The sequence below is a fragment of the Streptomyces sp. NPDC026538 genome, from assembly GCF_055567535.1.
On the sequence record NZ_JBVHQG010000017.1, the window covers coordinates 24,261 to 42,416 of the forward strand.

At 73.8% G+C, this 18,156-nt stretch carries 13 protein-coding genes; 5 read left to right on the forward strand and 8 right to left on the reverse strand.

Annotated elements, in window-relative coordinates:
• Positions 1-38: 38 nt before the first annotated feature.
• The 4 genes from ACZ4N4_RS43025 to ACZ4N4_RS43040 all read right to left on the reverse strand — a co-directional run bounded on the left by ACZ4N4_RS43025 (position 39) and on the right by ACZ4N4_RS43040 (position 8,056).
• Positions 39-4,634, reverse strand: coding sequence for a coiled-coil domain-containing protein (locus tag ACZ4N4_RS43025; protein ID WP_467599525.1), 4,596 nt, complete (start codon positions 4,632-4,634; stop codon positions 39-41).
• Positions 4,635-4,680: 46 nt separating this feature from the next.
• On the reverse strand, positions 4,681-5,544 hold the full coding sequence (locus ACZ4N4_RS43030; RefSeq protein WP_351735479.1) for a hypothetical protein: 864 nt from the start codon (positions 5,542-5,544) through the stop codon (positions 4,681-4,683).
• A gap of 133 nt (positions 5,545-5,677) precedes the next feature.
• The gene (locus tag ACZ4N4_RS43035) at positions 5,678-7,204 is read right to left on the reverse strand and encodes a hypothetical protein (protein ID WP_453576588.1); all 1,527 of its coding nucleotides are present in this window, start codon (positions 7,202-7,204) and stop codon (positions 5,678-5,680) included.
• Between the two features lie 150 nt (positions 7,205-7,354).
• Positions 7,355-8,056, reverse strand: a complete 702-nt coding sequence (locus tag ACZ4N4_RS43040) for a GntR family transcriptional regulator (RefSeq protein WP_467599529.1) — start codon at positions 8,054-8,056, stop codon at positions 7,355-7,357.
• Between the two features lie 151 nt (positions 8,057-8,207).
• Between ACZ4N4_RS43040 and ACZ4N4_RS43045 the strand changes: the two genes are divergently transcribed.
• From ACZ4N4_RS43045 to ACZ4N4_RS43065, 5 genes are all read left to right on the forward strand, one after another.
• A complete protein-coding gene (locus ACZ4N4_RS43045) occupies positions 8,208-9,527 on the forward strand; it encodes an MFS transporter (protein WP_467599532.1) in 1,320 nt (439 codons plus the stop codon).
• On the forward strand, positions 9,524-10,372 hold the full coding sequence (locus ACZ4N4_RS43050; protein WP_467599535.1) for a putative hydro-lyase: 849 nt from the start codon (positions 9,524-9,526) through the stop codon (positions 10,370-10,372). Before ACZ4N4_RS43045 ends, ACZ4N4_RS43050 begins: the two co-directional genes overlap by 4 nt.
• Positions 10,373-10,391: 19 nt before the next feature.
• Positions 10,392-11,150, forward strand: a complete 759-nt coding sequence (locus ACZ4N4_RS43055) for a LamB/YcsF family protein (protein ID WP_467599538.1) — start codon at positions 10,392-10,394, stop codon at positions 11,148-11,150.
• Between the two features lie 140 nt (positions 11,151-11,290).
• On the forward strand, positions 11,291-11,908 hold the full coding sequence (locus ACZ4N4_RS43060; protein WP_467599683.1) for a 5-oxoprolinase subunit B family protein: 618 nt from the start codon (positions 11,291-11,293) through the stop codon (positions 11,906-11,908).
• Positions 11,905-12,774, forward strand: a complete 870-nt coding sequence (locus ACZ4N4_RS43065) for a 5-oxoprolinase subunit C family protein (protein ID WP_467599541.1) — start codon at positions 11,905-11,907, stop codon at positions 12,772-12,774. Before ACZ4N4_RS43060 ends, ACZ4N4_RS43065 begins: the two co-directional genes overlap by 4 nt.
• Before the next feature lie 274 nt (positions 12,775-13,048).
• On the opposite strand, the gene ACZ4N4_RS43070 is transcribed toward ACZ4N4_RS43065, so the two are convergent.
• The 4 genes from ACZ4N4_RS43070 to ACZ4N4_RS43085 all read right to left on the reverse strand — a co-directional run bounded on the left by ACZ4N4_RS43070 (position 13,049) and on the right by ACZ4N4_RS43085 (position 17,876).
• Entirely contained in the window at positions 13,049-13,900 is an 852-nt protein-coding gene (locus ACZ4N4_RS43070) for an SGNH/GDSL hydrolase family protein (RefSeq protein WP_453576575.1), read from the reverse strand.
• Complete coding sequence (locus tag ACZ4N4_RS43075) at positions 13,897-15,102, reverse strand: glycosyltransferase (protein ID WP_467599545.1); 1,206 nt, start codon at positions 15,100-15,102, stop codon at positions 13,897-13,899. Before ACZ4N4_RS43075 ends, ACZ4N4_RS43070 begins: the two co-directional genes overlap by 4 nt.
• Positions 15,099-16,229, reverse strand: a complete 1,131-nt coding sequence (locus ACZ4N4_RS43080) for a glycosyltransferase family 4 protein (protein ID WP_450759224.1) — start codon at positions 16,227-16,229, stop codon at positions 15,099-15,101. The genes ACZ4N4_RS43075 and ACZ4N4_RS43080 overlap by 4 nt, the downstream gene beginning before the upstream one ends.
• Positions 16,230-16,457: 228 nt before the next feature.
• The gene (locus ACZ4N4_RS43085) at positions 16,458-17,876 is read right to left on the reverse strand and encodes a HEAT repeat domain-containing protein (protein WP_467599548.1); all 1,419 of its coding nucleotides are present in this window, start codon (positions 17,874-17,876) and stop codon (positions 16,458-16,460) included.
• Positions 17,877-18,156: the final 280 nt, after the last annotated feature.

The following is an 18,156-nucleotide window of genomic DNA, read 5'->3' on the forward strand; positions in this document are numbered from 1 at the left end:
AAAGGACGGGGCTTCAGGTTGACGGTCTCCTGAACGCTTCAGGCGGACGGCCTCTTGAACATGCGGGTCGCCGTGATCTCGCTGTGCCCGGCCTCTCCCGCCTGCGGCTGCTGCGGCAACCCGGGGCGCAGGTGCTCCTCCACGCTGATGTACTTCAGCCCGGCCCTGAGGTCGGCGTCGTTCCGCAACCGGATGACCAGCGGGAACTCGGCCAGCGCGGTGGTGTCGAACAGTCCGGTCGTATAGAGCAGCTGCACGCCCAACGCGTCCGAGACGGCCCGCTGCAGCTCCAGCAGATAGGTCGCGTTGGCCCGCCCGATGGGGTTGTCGAGGAACAGCGTGCCGGCGTGCCGGTGCTTGTCGCGCCCGCGGTCGTTGGACCTGAGCGCGGCCATGGTGCAGTACAGGGCGATGGCCGCGGTGAGCAGCTGCCCACCGGAGAACACGTCCCCCATCTGCCCCACCGGCACCCGCTCGGCGCGCAGCACGGCGTCCGGCTTGAGGATCTCGACGGCGACCCCCTTCGGCTGCAGGGCCGCCCCGACCCCCCTCAGCAGCAGGGACATTCCGTCCCGCCGCAGGTCGGAGTTCTTCTTCACGGCGGCGCGGGTCGCCTCGTCGACGACCTCGCCGAGCCGCTCGGTGAGCGTGGCCTGGTCGGGCTCCTCGAAGCGGATCCGGAGGAACTCCTGCCCGGACCACTCGCCGAGTCCCTCGGGCAGCCGGGACAGCCGCTGGGCGGACCGGAGGGTCGCGAGGGCCGACTCGACGAGCCCGCGCAGCCGGTCCACGATGGAATCGCGGTTGCGCTCCAGCTGGGCCAACTCGTCGGTCAGCACCCGCAGTCGGGGTGCGAAGGCGTCCGCCCACTTCTGGGCGTGCTCGGGCAGCGCGGAGGCGGGCAGTTCACGGATCTGCTGCCGTGCGGGCGTCCGGACCGCTTCGTACCGCGTGGAGTTGGCGTGCCGTACGAGCACATCGCTCGCCTCGCGCACGGCGGATTCGGCGGCGGAGAGATCGCCGGCGCAGCCGCGCAGCGACCGGCGGGCCTCGGCGGCGGACTGCCGGGCCTCCTCCAGGGTGCCGGGGTAGGGCTCGGGCTCCTCCTGCTCCTCGTCGGTGGGGTGTTCGCGCAGCAGGTCGCGGAGCATGGCGGCGATCTCGTCGATGCCGCCGGCCGCGTCCTCGGCCGCACGGTGGGCGTCCAGCAGTTCGGCGTGTGCCTCGCGGGCCTGGGTCAGGGCCTCGGTGCGGGTGGCGAGTTCGGCGGTCGCGGTACGCAGCAGGGCCTGTGCGTGCTCGGCGTCGCGCGGCTGGAGCTCCTCGGGCAGCTCGGTGTGCGCCTCACCGTCCTCGGGGGCGTGCCGTTCCGCCTCGCCGCGCAGCCGTCCGAGCTGCTCGCTCGCGGTGGACATCCGGGTCTCCAGGAGCTGCACCAGCTCCTCCGCGCGGGCGGCGGCGGCCTGCCGGGACGGCCCGTCGGAGCCGTCGGGCGACTGCAGCAGCTGCTCCGCGCGGGTGCGGACCTTGTTGGTCAGCCGTTCCAGCTCCGTGAGCGCGGCGCTCTCGTCGCTCTCCGAACGGGCCTGCTCGGCACGGAGGTCGGCGCCGACGCCGACCTTCTCGTACACCTGTGAGGCGGCCCGGTAGGCCTCCCGGAGGGCGGGCAGCGAGGACTTGGGCGCGTCCTCGTCGGCTTCCGGTACGTCGTCGGGGGCACCGGCGATCTCGGCCCGCTCCGCGCGCAGCGCGCGGGCGGTGCGGCGGGCGTCGTCGGCGGCGCGCTGAGCGCCGCGCCGGTCCTCGTCGGCGACGCGGGCGCGCTCCAGGCAGGACTGGGCGCGGGCCTCCGACTCGGTGGCCTCGTCGGCGAGTTCCCGCAGCTTGACCTGCCAGCCTGCCCGTTCGCGCAGCCGGAACGCGAGGCCGGCGAGGGCGTCGGCGGCGCGCCGGGCCTTCTGCGCGGCCTCCTGCCGTTCGTCGCGCACCTGGGCGGTCTCGACGGCCGCCTCCTCGGTCTCGGCCCGCACGGTCCGCGCCTCGGCCAGTTCGGCCTCGGACTCCTCGGCGAACGCGCGGGCCTCTCGCGCGGCCCGGGCCAGTTCCCCGAGCCGCCCGGCCGGGCAGCCGGTGCGCCAGGAGGCGAGCCGCGCGGCCAGCTCGCGGTCCTTGCCGAGCCGGGCGGCGAGGCCGCGGATCTCCTCGTCCCGCTCGGTGGCCCGGGCGCGCAGCGCCTGCCGCTCCTCGTCGGCGGCGTGTTCGTCGTGCATGGCCGGGTTCGGCGGTACGAGGAACACGTCGCCCGGGGTGGCGTCGGCGGCCGGGGCCGGCGCGAGCAGGGCGGCGGCTGTACCGACGGCGACGGCGGAGCGCGGCAGCAGGGCGGCCTCGCCGAGCGCCTCGCGGGCCCGCGCGTGGGTGTCCGGGTCGGTGATGATGACGCCGTCGACGAGTTCGGGGCGGGCGGCGAGCACGCGCGCGTGGTCCGTCGGGTCGACGGCCTGGGCGAGATAGCGCCAGCCGGGCAGCGCCGGGATGCCGTGCTCGCCGAGGTACTCGACGGTGGCCAGCACGTCGGGGCCGGGCGGCAGCAGCCCCCCGTCACCGAGGGCGCCGAGGATCCGGGAGTCGTCGGCGGCCGCGGTGCGCAGTTCGAAAAGGTGCCGTTCGGCGGAGCTGACGGCGTCGTCGAGCAGCTCGCGCAACTCGTCGGCGAACCGGTCGAGTTCCTCGGCGCCGAGGGCATCGTCGGCGCCGTCGCCCCGGGGCCGGGGAATGGTCGTACGGGAACCGGTGAGGCCCAGCAGCTCGGTGAGCCGTTCCTCCGCCGCCAGGGCCTCCGCCAGGCGTTTCTCGGCGTCGTAGGTCCGCTCGGCGGCGGTCGCGGCGTCTGCCGCGCGGGCGGCCGTGAGTTCGGCGCGGGACTCGGCGGAGGCCGCCTCTCGTGCGTGCTCGGATGCCTTGCGGGAGGCCTCGCGCGCGGTGTCCCAGGCGGCCACGGCGGTCTTCTCGGCGTCGCTGGCCGCGAGGGCGGCGCGGGCCGGGTCGGCGTCCGGGGCGCTGTCGTCGAGCCAGCCCGCGCGGACGGCCTCGGCGGTCTCCTGCTCGACCTCGCCGAGGCGCTGGCGCAGATGCCCGACCTCGCTGCGGGCGCGCTGCGCCTCGGTGGCGGCGGAGGTCGAGTCGCGGTAGGCGCAGTCGCTGACCTCCTGAAGGGCGGCGGACCGCTCCTCCTCCTCGTTGGCGAGCTGCTCCGCGCTCCCGGCGGCCGCGTGCAGGGCCCGGACGAGTTCGACGGCCGCCTTGGCGCGGGCGGCCAGTGCGGGGGCCGCGTCCCGCTCGGCCTCCTGGATGGCGGCGGACACGCGCGCGACGCGGTCGACGGCGGCGCGGTGGCGCAGCACGGCCTCGGCGGCCTGCCAGGCCGAGTGCAGGGTGCGGGCCTCGGCCAGCTCGCGCTTCTGCGCGGCGGCGGACTTCTCCCCGGCGGCCAGTGCCAGCGAGGCGTGCCGGTAGGCGAGTTCGGCGGCGATCAGCGCGCTGCGCTCGCGGGCGCCCTCGGAGTGCGTGACGGCGTACGCCGCGGCCGTGACGCCCTGGGCAAGGTCCGCGGCGCGCATCCGCTCCTGCGCGCCCCGCACGGACAACCGGCGCGCGAGCGTGCGGGTACGGCGCTCGGCGCCGGCGTGGATGTCACGCGCGCGTGCCCGCGCCTCGGCCGCTTCGACGATCCGCCCCAGCAGATCCACCGACCCGGCGGTGAAGTCCCGTTCGGCGATCAGCTCGGCGCGCCGGCCCAGCTTGTTGCCGAAGCCGCCGACCAGGTCGGCGAGCCCGTCGGTGTCCCGGGTGTCGGTCACGGCCCGCAGCAGCAGGTCGGTGAAGTCGGAGTCCTTCTTGACCGCGAAGAGGCCGGCGGCCTCGCCCTCGTCGGCGTTCATCTCCCGCTGGTAGCGGAAGAGTTCGGGGTCGAGGCCGAGGTCGCCGAGGTGCTCGATCCAGCGGTCGTGGATCTCCTCCCAGTGCACCTCCAGATGCGGGTACGCCTTGCCCGCCTCGGTGATGGCGTCCCTAAAGCCCTTCATGGTGCGCCGCCGCCCCTGGGCCCCGGAGGCGCCCTCCACGGGCGGCCGTACGGCGGTGGACTCGGCGACCGGCAGATTGTCCAGGGAGAGCCCGGGCCCGGGCCGGAACGAGTACCAGGCCTCGGCGAACTTCCGCGGGTCGTTGGAGACCTGCCGTCCTCGCCATTCGCTCACCTTGCCCACGACCACGCACTCACCGGTGAGCGTGTGCTGCCACTCCAGGGCGACGTGCCCGCAGTCGTCGGCGAGCAGGAACTTGCGCAGCACGCCCGAGCTGGCGCCGCCGAGGGTGTTGCGGTGGCCCGGCAGCATCACCGAGAAGATCAGCTTGAGCAGCACCGACTTGCCGCCGCCGTTCTCCAGGAAGAGGACGCCGGCGGGCGCCGGGCGGCGCGGCGGGCCGACCGGCTCCTCCTCGAAGAACTCCGCCTGGGTGGGGGCCGGGTCGGGTACGGGCCGGCCGACGCCCCGCAGGTCCAGCACGGTGTCGGCGTAGCGCGCACCGGCGGGCCCGATGGAGTAGAGGCGGATCCGGGACAGCTCGTACATGGCGGACTCTCGTAAGTCTGGGGAAAGGTGCGGTGGTTCTGGACGGTCAGGAGTGGAACGGCAGCCCGGCGTCGGCGACCAGGTCGTCACTGTCGTCGGCGGGCAGCAGGCTGGCCGTGCCGTCGGTGACCGGGACGACGCCGAGTTCCAGCAGTTCGGCCATGGCGGCGCTGCCGGCCATGTCCCGTACCTGGAGCTGGTAGCGGGCCGTCGTGCGGTAGGTGCCGCCCTGGTCGTCGCCGGTGCGCTGGAGGAACCCCGAGTCGGTGAGGAAGACGACCGCCTTGCCGATGATGCCGGTGGTGGAACCGGCCAGCCGGCGGGCGTCCTTGGTGGCGCCGGTCGCACTGCGTCTGGCCCAGATCCGCCAGGCGGCCTCCAGGCCTGGCGCGTCGGTGGCGGGGTCGGTGTTCTCCCCCAGCTCGTCGGCGCGCTCCTCCAGGCGGCGGCAGGCCTGCCGGACGAAGGCGTCGACGCCGTTGACCGTGATCCGCCCGATGTAGCCGTCGTCGGCCAGGTCCTCGGGGCGCGGGAACGCCAGCGCGGCGACGGCGAGATGCGCGAGCCCGTGCAGGAACCGGTCGCTGCCGTCCGCGGACGTACGACGCGCGTAGTCGCCCATGCGCACGGCGAACACCGAGTCCTCGGCGGCGGTCACGGCCATCCCGGCGCGGGGCGACACCTCCAGCACCACCAGCCCGAGCCCCGCTGCCACCGCGTCCGCGAGCCGCGCGAACGGCGGGTCCTCCCGGTAGCGCCGCAGCAGCTCGGTGTACTCCTGATCACGCGCGGGCTGCAGCTTGGGCTGCAGCCCGAAGGCGACGAGCCGAGCCGCGTCCGCGGCGTCGGCCGGGGTGACGGCAGCGTGCGCCGACCCGGCAGACACCTCGGCCTCGACGTACTCGCTCACGACGACAACTCCTCGAGCTTGAAAACAGGGGTCGCCGCAACCGCCCCGTCAGGGGCGCCGGGCTGTGTCGAATGTGCGGCTGCCGCCGCGTGAGCGCGACCGGCCGCGGACAAACTGCACCTGTCGTACGACATCACGCGGCCTCGGTCCGATCCGCAGCCATCCCCACCGCGTCCAGCAGGGCGGTCCCGACGATCAGATCGGCGCCGCCGAACTCGGGATCGTCCAGCTCCGTCCCGTCGTCCACGGCGAACAGCAGCTTCTCCTCACCCTGCCGATACGCCGTACCGACAGCCGGACTGGCGGCGTGCACCGCCAGCAGAGCGACCAGGTAGGGCAGCTCGGCGTCCAGCTCGCGCGCCTCAGCCAGCAACCCCGACAACCGCCGAGGCGCGTCGGCCGGAAGGTCCAGCAACCGCATGGCGTCCGCCAGTTGCTCCTCGCTGAACCGGCTGTCGTCAGGCGTGGCGATCAGGTCCGGCTCCGGCATCTCCGCCCCCAGGTGCTCCCGCTCCACGGGCGGCGTCAGCAGTATGTCGACAAGGTCGCCCACCCGTACCGACACCGGTGTCCGCAGGCCGGTCCCGCGTGCGAAGAACGCCCCGGTGACCCGGCTCGCCTGCTCCAGCGGCAATGGCAGCAGCGGCGCGAGCAGGTGCCCGTACAGGTCGGTTCCGGACGTCGTCATCGGCGTCGCGAACGCCTGGCGGTCCTGCTCCGCGCGGAACAGCGGCCCGGCCTCCAGCAGACGGGACTGCAACTGCGTGTGGCGTCGGATGCAGTCCTTGACGATGTCGACGAGTTCGGCGGCGCGCCGCTTGTTCTCCGGGTCCTCGGTCTCGTCGCGGGCCTTGCGGATGTTGGTGAGGATCGCGTTCTCGTGCCGGTAGCGGTCGGCGACGTGGTCCAGGGCCTCGGCGATCATGTCGGGGACGGCGTTGAGCCAGTCCACGGCGCGGACATTGCGCCGGGTGGCGTCCAGGGCGCGGCGCAGGGTCTCCGAGTACTGCACGGTCCGGTAGCGGGCCTGCTCGGCGGCGAGCTGGGCGTCGGCGAGGCGGCCGCGGTTGATCAGCACCTCCAGCTTGACCTCGGCGGCGATCTGGGCGCTGGTGACGTCCGTGTCGAGGGCGCCGACCAGCACGTTGACCGCCTCGTCGGTCGTGCGGAGGTACACCGTGCCGCCGGGGCCCGGCACCTCCTCGATCAGCTTGAAGTCGTAGTCCCGGCGGACATACGACCCGTCGGGCGCGAAGGTGCCGTACACCGCGCGGAAGCCGCGGTCGACGCTGCCGACGTTGATCAGGTTCTCCAGGACCCAGCGGGCCACGCGCTCGTGCTCGGCGACGGGACGCCGCGGGGTCTGCGCGGAGATGCGCGGGATCAGCCGGGCGACGATCTGCTCGTGGTCGGCGCCGGTGTCGAAGTCCATGTTCAGGGTGACCAGGTCGATGGCGGCGAGGGCGACCTCGGCCATGCCGTACACCGAGTACTCGCCCGCCAGGTTCGCCTTGCGCGTGTCCAGGTCGTGCAGCGGCGCGGTGCAGGCGAGCGCGCGCAGCCGCCGCGCCAGCCCCTCGTCGGCGGCCGGCCCTGGCGCGGGGCGCGGCCCCGCGCTGAGCTGGGGCGGAACGCTGTCCGTGGTCGCAGGCGAAGTCACGGTGCACAGACTAGGTCCTTGGTCTGACAACGACCCAAACGACGCGGGTGGCTCCGCCGGTGGGGCCGGATGTCCTGAGGCCGGTTCTCCGGGGGCCGGTCCGTGAGGGTTGATCGCGCAGTTCCCGCGCCCCTGTGGGGGCGCTGCCCTCTACGGAGTGGAGTCCTCACCGACCCTGCGGCGGTAGACCTCCACCACTCGCTCCAGTGAATCAGTGAGGTACGTCTCCAGCAGCCGCTCCGCACCGCGCCTGTCGCCTGTCTCCAGGGCCTGGAGGATCTCTCGGTTCCGGGCCAGGTACGGCTCGTGCAGGGCGTGCGGGTCGTCGACGATGTGGAACGCGAGGCGGAGTTCGGCGAAGACGCTGCGCATCAGTTCGTCGGTGCGTTCGCTGCCGGCCAGGGCGACCAGTTCCCGGTGGAAGTGGATATTGGCCGTACCCACTGCTTTCCAGTCATTTCCGGCCGCCGCCTGCCGGCCCTCCGTGACCGCCGCCGAGAGCGCGTCCAGGGCGTACGGAGGCTCGCCGAGGCCGCGTACGACGGCGCACTCGACCAGGGACCGGGTGCGGTAGATGTCCTCGACGTCCTCGACGGTCAGGACCCGGACGAAGACGCCCCGGTTGAGTTCGTGGACCAGCAGGCGTTCATGGGTGAGCAGCCGGAACGCCTCGCGCAGGGTGTTGCGGGAGACACCCAGCGCACCACCGATGCCGTCCTCCGACAGGCGGGTGCCCGGTGGGAAGAAACCGTCCGCGATACGGCTCCTGAGGATGTCGGAGACCCGTTCGGCGGTGCTGGTACGCCCGAGGAGGGCGCGGTCGTCGGCCAGTCCCGTCAGCTGCTCTGCCATGCCCGGAATTCAACCGCAGACACAGGAACGAAACAACGCGGGTATTGAAGGATCGTTGAACGATCCTCTACGGTGCTCAGCACGCTCACCTTGGCACGGCACCGCACGGCTCAGTCCCCGCACCCTTCGTCCCCTCTTCAGCGAGGTGCCCATGAGCACGACTCCTCCACCGCAGGCCCTGACCTCCGACGCGCAGCCGGGCAAGGGCGAACGCACCGCCGAGGACGGCGCGTTCGGCTGGCTGCACGCCCTCGGTCCGCGAGGCCGGCAGGCATTCGCCGGTGCTTTCGGCGGATATGCCCTGGATTCGTACGACTACTTCACCCTGCCGCTGAGCATGGTCGCGCTCGCGGCGTACTTCGGCCTGGACAGCGGCCAGACCGGCCTGTTCACCACCGTCACCCTGGTGGTCTCCGCGGTCGGCGGCGCCGCGGCGGGCGTGGTCGCGGACCGGGTCGGCCGGGTCCGCGCCCTGATGATCACGGTCATCACCTACGCCGTCTTCACGGTGGCCTGCGGCTTCGCGCCCAACTACGAGACGCTGCTGGTGTTCCGGGCCCTCCAGGGGCTCGGCTTCGGCGGCGAGTGGGCGGTCGGCGCGATCCTGGTCGCCGAGTACGCGAGCGCCCGGCACCGCGGCCGCACGCTCGGCGCGATCCAGAGCTCGTGGGCCGTCGGCTGGGCTCTCGCCGTGATCGTCTACACGCTGGTCTTCTCGTTCGTCGGCGACGACATGGCCTGGCGAGTCATGTTCTGGACCGGCGCGCTGCCCGCGCTGCTCGTGGTGTGGCTGCGCCGCCGCGTGCACGACGCCCCGCAGGCGGTCGCCATCCGTGAACAGAGCCCCAAGCGCGGCTCGTTCGCCGCGATCTTCCGTCCGGGCACCGCCGAGACACCGGGTCTGCTGCGCACCACCGTCTTCGCGGGCCTGCTCTCCACGGGTGTCCAAGGTGGGTACTACACGCTGGCGACCTGGGTCCCGACGTATCTCAAGACCGAGCGCGGTCTGTCGGTCGTCGGTACCGGCGGGTATCTGACCTTCCTGATCTCGGGAGCCTTCCTCGGCTATCTGACCGGCGGTTACCTCACCGACCGGCTGGGCCGGCGCCGCAACATCTGGCTGTTCGCACTGCTGTCGGCGGTGTGTGTGCTGGCGTACGCGAACATCCCGGACAGCGCCAACACCACGCTCCTGGTGCTCGGTTTCCCGCTCGGCTTCTGTATGTCGGCGATCTTCAGCGGCTTCGGTTCCTACCTGAGCGAGCTGTACCCCACGGCGGTGCGCGGCACCGGGCAGGGCTTCACGTACAACGCGGGCCGCGCGGTGGGCGCGGTCTTCCCGACCCTGGTGGGCTTCCTGGCCGACAGCTGGGGCGTGGGCGGCGCGCTGGTCTTCGGCGCGGCCGGGTACGGGCTCGCCGCCCTGGCCCTGTTCGGACTGCCGGAGACGCGCGGGAAGGAACTCACGTGAACCGTACGGAAGACCGTCCTGTCACCCTCGTCGGGGAAGACCGTCCGGTCACGCTCGTCGACGAGCACGCGCGCGCGTGGAGCCCGCGAAACGCCCGGGCCCGCTTCCGGGAGGGCCTCACGGGCGCCACGGCCGGGGTCGCGGCCGGGCACACCCAGGCCAACCTGATCTCGGTGCCCGCCGACTGGGCGTACGAGATGCTGCTGTTCTGCCAGCGCAACCCCAAGCCCTGCCCGGTGCTCGACGTCACCGACGCCGGCGCCACGGCCACCGTGCTCGCGGACGGCGCGGACCTGCGCACCGACCTGCCGCGCTACCGGGTGTGGCGGGACGGCGAGTTGGTGGACGAGCCGACGGACGCGAGAGCCTACTGGCGGGACGATCTGGTGTCGTTCCTGATCGGATGCAGTTTCACCTTCGAGTGGGCGCTGGCCGAGGCGGGCGTGCCGATCCGCCATGTCGAGCAGGGCCGGAACGTGCCGATGTACGTGACCAGCCGTCCGTGCCGGCCGGCGGGGCGGCTGAGCGGGCCGATGGTGGTGTCGATGCGCCCGGTCCCGCCGGAGCGTCTGTCGGCGGCGATCCGGGAGAGCAGTCGGCTCCCGGCGGTGCACGGCGGCCCCGTGCACTGCGGCGATCCCTCGGCGCTCGGCATCCACGATCTCGGCCGGCCCGACTTCGGCGACCCGGTGGACGCCGACCCCGACGACATCCCGGTGTTCTGGGCCTGCGGGGTGACCCCGCAGGCGGCGGTGATGGCCTCCCGGCCGCCGTTCGCCATCACACACGCACCGGGCCAGATGTTCATCAGCGACGCCCGCGACGAGCAGTACCGCGTCGCCTGACACGAGAGACGGCTCATCCATGACCTCGATCGACCTGAACGCCGACCTCGGCGAGGGCTTCGGCCGCTGGCGGCTCACCGACGACGAGCAGTTGCTGTCCGTCGTCACCAGCGCCAACGTGGCCTGCGGCTTCCACGCGGGGGACGCGGCCACCATGCGGCGGGTGTGCGAGTTGGCGGCCGCGCGCGGGGTGACGATCGGCGCCCAGGTGTCCTACCGGGACCTGGCGGGGTTCGGGCGGCGCGCGATGGACGTGCCGCCCGCCGAGCTGGCGGCCGAGGTGGCCTATCAGATCGGTGCGCTCGAGGTCTTCGCACGCGCGGCCGGCGCGCGGGTGGCGTACATGAAGCCGCACGGCGCGCTCTACAACCGGGTCGTGCACGACGGGGAGCAGGCCGCCGCGGTGGTGGACGGCGTGCTCCTCGCGAGCGCTTCACTGCCCGTCCTCGGGCTGCCCGGTTCACGGCTGCTGGAGCTGGCCGGGAAGGCGGGACTGCCCACCGTCACCGAGGCGTTCGCGGACCGCGCGTACACCGACGAGGGGACGCTCGTCCCGCGCGGGCGCGAGGGTGCGGTGGTGAGCGACGCGGAGGCCGTCGTGGAGCGCTCGGTGGAGCTGGCGCGCTCCGGCTCGGTCACCGCGCACTCCGGCGCGCGCATCGCCGTGCGCGCCCGCTCACTCTGCCTGCATGGCGACACCCCGGGCGCCGTGGAGCTGGCGCGCAGGGTGCGCACGCGGCTCACGGAGGCGGGCGTGACCGTAACGGCCTTCGCATGAGCATGAACACGGACAGGAACACGGACATGAACCCCGACAGGAACGCGGGCATGGATCCCGGCAGAAACACGGCCATGGATCCCGGCAGGAACGCGGGCCCGGGCCTCGTCCCGAGCCCGAATTCCGAGGCCGCCACGCCCATGACAACCCACCTCGTCGGTGACGACGCCCTCCTGGTCGAGGTCGGCTCCGGCGTGGAGGCCCAAGCGCTGCACGCCGAGCTCTCGCGCCGGCGTGCGGAGGGCTCGCTGAGGGTCCGCGAGATCGTGCCGGCCGCCCGCACGGTCCTGCTCGACGGCCTCGACGACCCGGCGCGCTGGGCCGCCGAACTGGCCGCCACCGAGATCCCGTCCGCTCCGCCACCCGCGCGTGCGGCCGTCGAAGTGCCCGTGCGCTACGACGGCCCGGACCTGGCCGAGGTCGCCGCCCACTGGCGGGTGCCCGTACGGGAGGTGGCCCGCATCCACGCGGGAACCGAGTTCACGGTCGCCTTCTGCGGCTTCGCGCCCGGCTTCGGCTACCTCACCGGACTCCCCGTGCGCTACGACGTGCCGCGCCGTGCCACCCCGCGCACGGCGGTGCCCGCGGGAGCGGTGGCACTGGCCGGGCCGTACACGGGCGTGTACCCGCGCGCATCACCGGGCGGCTGGCAGTTGATCGGAACGGCGGAGGCGGTGCTGTGGGACCACGCGCGTGTGCCGGCCGCGCTGCTGGCTCCGGGTACGCGGGTGCGGTTCGTGCCGGTGGGGGGCGCATGACCGACCGTGCGCTCGTCGTCGTACGGGCCGGGGCGCTGACCACCGTGCAGGACCGCGGACGCCCTGGGTACGCGCATCTCGGGGTGCCGCGCTCGGGGGCTCTGGACGCGCCCGCCGCGGCGCTCGTCAACCGGCTGGTCGGCAACTCCCCGGATGCGGCCGTTCTGGAGACGACCCTCAACGGGTGTGCCGTACGACCGCGTTCGACGGTGGTGGTCGCGGTCGGGGGTGCGCCGGGTCCGGTCACGGTGGGCGGGCGCCCGGCCGCGTGGGGCGCGCCCGTGGTGGTTCCGGCCGGGGAACTGCTGGAGGTGGGAACGGCCCGGTCCGGCGTACGGAGTTATGTGGCCGTCTCCGGTGGCATCGCGGTCGAGCCGGTGCTGGGCAGCCGGGCCACGGATCTGCTCTCCGGGCTCGGGCCGGCTCCGCTGGCGGACGGCACGGTGCTCCCGCTGGGCCCTCCGGCATTTCCGCACGCGCGCGTGGACGTCGTACCGCAGCCGTCCCCGCCCACGGAGCTCGTGCTGCGGGTGACGCTCGGTCCGCGCGCCGGCTGGTTCACGCCCACGGCCGTCCGGGCGTTCACCTCGCGCGCGTACCGCGTGTCGTCGGCGAGCAACCGCATCGGGCTGCGCACGGAAGGGCCCGCCCTGGAGCGGGCCCGTCCCGGTGAACTCCCCAGCGAGGGCATGGTCCTCGGCGCCGTCCAGGTGCCGCCGGACGGCTGTCCGGTGGTGTTCCTGGCCGACCATCCGACCACCGGCGGCTATCCGGTGATCGCGGTGGTCCGCGCCGCCGACCTCCCGGCCGCGGCCCAGGCGGTCCCGGGCATCCCGGTCCGCTTCGTGGCGGTACGCCGTCGCTGAGCCGCCGTGGCGGTCTCATCCGGCACCGCGGCGCCACTTCCGGCACCGCCCGCCACGCCCCACCTCCGGCACCGTCGCCCACGCACCGCATCCGACACCGCGCCCACACGCCCCACGCACCCCACGCACCGCATCCGGCACCGTCCTCCACGCGTCGCGCCCAGCGTCGTGCGCCACACGCCACGCGCCACGCGCCACGCGCCACGCGCCGCGTCCGGCGTCGTGCGGCACGCGCCGCGTCCGGCGCGCTCGGCCGCGTGCGACGTCATCGTCCTCACGCGGCGTCGGCGGGCCGCTCCGGCGGCTGGAGGGCGGCCAGTGCGGCGGACACGGCTGCCGACGCGCTCAGGTCCAGGCGTGCGCTGGTGCCCTTGCGGCGGTGCCGCATCTCATCGAGAGCCAGCCGCAGCAGCTGGGGCAGCAGGTCGCGGCAGCGCCTGATCACCCAGGCGGTGCCGGCCGTGGCCAGCCAGAACAGGCTCGCCTTCTTGGTCGGCGCCGGGAACTCGGGCTCGGGGGACGGCGCCGTCCCCGTCGCCTTGCCCATCGGGGCGAGCAGGGCGTGGAAGCGGGCGGCGAGCTGCCGGTGCCCGCGCTCGCACGGGTGCAGCCGGTCCGCGCTCCACATCGCGCGGTCAGTCAGCCAGGCGCCCTCCGCCGCGTGCAGATGGACGGCCCCGTACCGCTCGGACAACGCGTGCACCACCGTGTTGACCGCACGCTGCCGACGGGCCAGCGGGCGGGCCAGGGCGCCCGGGAGCCCGAGCATCGAGCCGGGGTCGGGCAGACATGCCGTGAGCAGCGTCGCGCCCGATGCGGTGAAGGCCGCGTAGACCTTGTCGAGCCGGGCGGCCACCGCGTGGATGTCGAAGGTGCAGCGCAGGGTGTCGTTGACGCCGATGACGACGGCGACGATGTCGGGGCGCAGGTCCAGTGCGGCCGGGGTCTGACGTTCCAGCACGTCCCGGGTCTGCGCCCCGCTGACCGCGAGGTTGGTGAAGTCCACGTCCTTCGCGGCGAGTCCGCCGGACAGCAGCGCGGCCCAGCCGCGCCACCCGTCGCCGGCGGGGTCGCCCACGCCCTCGGTCAGCGAGTCCCCGAGCGCCACGAACCGAACCGTTCTCATGCCACGCCCTCCGGCACGACACGACGGACCGGTGCCGTCGTTCCGTTCTCGTCGCGACGGCAGAGCACCGGTGCGTCGTGCGCGGCGAGGAAGGCCTCCACGGCCGTTCCCCAGCCGAAGCACTCCGCTCGCGCGCGTGCCACTTCCCGGCGCTCGGGGCCGGGCCGCTCCAGGAGCGTCTCCACCGCGTCGGCGAAGGCGTCACCGCGGTCGGCCGCGGTCGCCCCCGCGGACCCGATCACCTCGGGCAGCGCGGAGGAGGCGCTGGCCACCACGGGCGTCCCGCAAGCCATGGCCTCCAGGGCGGCGAGCCCGAAGGTCTCGGCCGGGCCGGGCGCCATGGCCACGTCGGCGGACGCCTGCAGCGCGCCCAGGGTGTCCCGGTCGGAGACGTGCCCGAGGAAGGTCACCGGCAGCCTGCGCTCCCGCGCGCGCTGTTCCAGACGCGCCCGCAGCGGCCCGTCGCCGGCGACGACCAGGACGACCCGGCGGCCGCGCCGGACCAGCGCCTCCACGGCGTCCAGGGCGGTGCCGGGCCGCTTCTCCACGGACAGCCGTGAGCACATGACGAGCAGTGCCTCGTCCTGACTCGCGTACCGCGCCCGCAGGTCGAGGTCGCGCATCGAGGGGTGGCGGCCCGTCAGGTCGACACCCAGGGGGGCGCGTACGACGTTGCGCGCGCCGATGCGGATGAACTCGCGCTCGGCGAACTCGGTGGTGCACACCACGCGCGCGTACGTGTGCGCCGTGCGGATGTTGAGGGCGTCGGCGGTTCGCCGGGACATGTTCTCGGACAGGCCCCAGGTGCGCAGGACGCCGTCGGCGGTCTCGTGGGACACCATCACGGCGGGGATCCGGGCGCGCCTGGCCCAGCGGCCGGTCCAGCGCAGGGTGGTGCGGTCGGACACCTCCAGGCGGTCCGGGGCGAGGTGCTCCAGGAGGGTCTGCACGCGGGTCTTGTCGACGAGGACGCGGTAGCCGCCGGTACCGGGCAGCACCGGGCCGGGCAGGGTGATGACCCGGCCCTGCTCCTCGACCCGGTCCGAGTAGCGCTCGCCGGGGACGATCAGGACCGATTCGTGACCGGCGGCCACGAAGCCCTTCCCGAGTTCGCGCAGGGCGGTGCGCAGGCCGCCGGAAGACGGGGCGACGAAGTTGGCCAGCCGGACGATGCGCAGGGGTGCCGACGACGAGACGCTCATGCCGCCACCACCGGTCGGCGTGCCGCGAGCACGTCCTCGTAGTGCTGGATCAGCTGGTCGCCGACCGCGGCCCAGGTGCGGCCCTCGACGGTCGCGCGGGCGGCGGCGCCGAAGCCGGCCCGCATCGCGGGGTCGGCCACCAGGGCGGCCACGGCCTCGCGGACGGCCCCCGCGTCGCGCGGCGGGACCAGGAAGCCGGTGCGGCCGTGGTCGACCAGGTCGATCGGGCCGCCGGCGGCGGGCGCGACGACCGGGACACCGCTGGCCATGGCCTCCTGGACGGTCTGGCAGAACGTCTCGAAGGGGCCGGTGTGCGCGAAGACGTCGAACGAGGCGAAGATCCGCGCGAGGTCGTGGCCGGTGCGGCGGCCGAGGAAGACCGCGCCGGGCAGCGCCTCGGTGAGGTGGGCCTGGCTGGGCCCGTCGCCCACGATCACGACCTTGACGCCTTCCAGTCCGCAGACCCCGGCGAGGAGTTCCACCTGCTTCTCGGGGGCGAGGCGGCCGACGTAGCCGACGATGACCTCGCCGTTCGGGGCGATCTCGCGGCGCAGCGCCTCGTCGCGGAACTCGGGGCGGAAGCGGACGGTGTCCACGCCGCGCTGCCACAGCTGGATCCGGGGAACCCCGTGCGACTCCAGGTCGCCGATCGAGGCGGTGGACGGAGCGAGGGTGCGGTCGGCGGCGCCGTGGACGGACCGTATCCGCCGCCAGGCGGCCGCCTCGCCGGCGCCCACATAGGTCCGGGCGTATCCGGCCAGGTCGGTCTGGTAGACGGCGACGGCGGGAATGCCGAGCCGGGCGGCGGCGGCCATGCCGCGGACGCCGAGGATGAAGGGGCTGGCCAGGTGGACGACGTCCGTGCGGTGCTCGATCAGCGCCGCGGCGAGCTTGCGGCTGGGGAGAGCCACGCGGACCTGGGGATAGCCCGGGAGCGGAAGGGAGGGGACGTGGACGACAGGGCACGGCGCGGCGGCCGCGGCGAGCCTGTTTCCGGGGGCGGGAGCCGGAGCGACGACGAGGGGAGCGTGACCGCGATCGACGAGGTGTCGGGCGGTCTGAAGCGCGCAGTGGGCCACGCCGTTCACATCGGGGGGAAAGGATTCGGTCACGATGACGACACGCATACCGGTGTTGTCGCCGCGCTGGACGTGGCCGCGTCAAAGTGGATCTTTCCGATGGTTAAACGTCCCATGAGCGTTGCCCTGCACGCCCGAGCGGGCCAGACCGCGTCCACATCCGACTGGTCCGCCGGTCACCGGTCGTTCACTTGGCGGGCAGTCTGCCGCGAATGGAACGTATGCGGGATCCCCCGTGGTTCCCGAGTTGAAGCCGTGGTCCCCCGTGGCGATGTCTCACACGGCGGGCGTGTCCGGTCCGATACGGCTGCGGACGGCCGTCTGGACCTCGTCCTCCTCGGCGGGGTCGGCGGCGAGCCGGCGGAGTTGTTCGACGACCCGGGCGTCACCGGTCTCGGCGTGCCGGGCGGCGATCTCGCGGGTGGTCTCCTCGCAGTCCCAGAGGCATTCGACGGCGAAGCCGGCGGCGAAGGAGGGATCGGTGGCGGCCAGGGCGCGGGCGGCGCGGCCGCGGAGATGGGACGAGGCGGTCTCGCGGTAGATGTGGCGCAGGACGGGCGCGGCGCAGGCGATGCCGAGGCGTCCGGTGCCGTCGACGAGGGTCCACAGGGTCGGCGCGTCCGGGCCTTCGCCGCGGACGGCTTCCCGCAGGGCCGCGAGGACCAGTTCGCTGTCCTGGGCGCCGCCCCGGCAGGCGAGCATCCGCCCGGCGGCGGCGCCGAGGGCGTCGGGCCGGCGGGCCCAGCCGCGGGCGCGGTCGACGGCGGCGATACTGCGCATGCGTTCGAAGGCGTCGACGGCGGCCTCCACGACGGCGGCGGTGCCGTCGATCACCGCGGCCTCGATCAGGCCCAGGGCGTCGGAGTCGTTGCTGTCGGCGAGGTAGCGCAACGCGGTGCAGCGGGCGCCGTCGGTGCCGTCCTTGGCGGCCTGGAGGATCTCCGGCCGGTCCTCGGGACCGGCCACGGCGACCAGGCAGCGGGCGGCCGGCACATGGAGGGCCGCACCCCGCTCGACGCCCTGCTGGGCCCATTCGAAGACCGCGCGCACGCTCCACCCCGGACGGGGCCCGGTAGGTCGCATCTGGCGCTGCCAGCGGTCGAAACAGCCGGTTTCCTGTGCGGCACGCACACGCGTGGCGATCGATTCGCGGGGATCGTCGGCCCACAGCCGCCAGGGCCGTGGCTCGAAGGCGTCCCGCACGGCGGCGGCCAGCTCGGCCTCGCCCTCGGCGTCCGTGGTGAAGCGCGCGAGCACCGGCGCGGCCAGGGCACACAGGCCCGCGTCGTCGTCGCGCAGCGCCAGCTCGTCCAGGGCCCAGGCCCAGTTGGTGCCGGTGGCGGCGTACCTGCGCAGCAGTGCGAGCGCGTCCCGCCTGCCGTAGGAGGCGAGGTGCCCGAGCACGGCCAGCGCGAGGCCGGTGCGGGACTCCTCGGTGTCGAGGACGTCGTCGGGGTCGAAGAGATGCGCCTCGATGGCGTCCAGCTCGCCGTTCAGGTCGAGATAGAGGCGGGCGTAGTAAAGGGAGCGGTTCTCCACCTGCCAGTCGTGGCGGGGGTCGCGGAGCACGCAGTGGTTCAGGGCCGCGAGCGCTTCGGCGCGCGGGGCGGTGAGCGCGTGCAGCGTGCCGTCGCCACGGCCCCGCTGGAGCAGGCCGAGCAGCGTACCGCTGGGCGCTATGACCGGATCGAACATGGGAAACAGCCTCACATCAAGCGTCGACGCAACCGGAGAACACGCACTACCTGGCCGCGTGACACAACGTCGGAGCGCCCGCCGTCTCTTGCTTGCTGTAGACCATCTCTCTCTGCCTCTCGTCAGTGGCCCATGCGGGCCGCATCACGGCCCGCGCGGTGCGGCAACACCTGCCCAGCCATCGCGTCCGTAAATCACGACGTCATGATGACTCGGCACTTCGACCTGCCGCGACCGAAATTTCGGCGGCCCTGTACCGCCTCCCCCGTTTTGTGTGTTT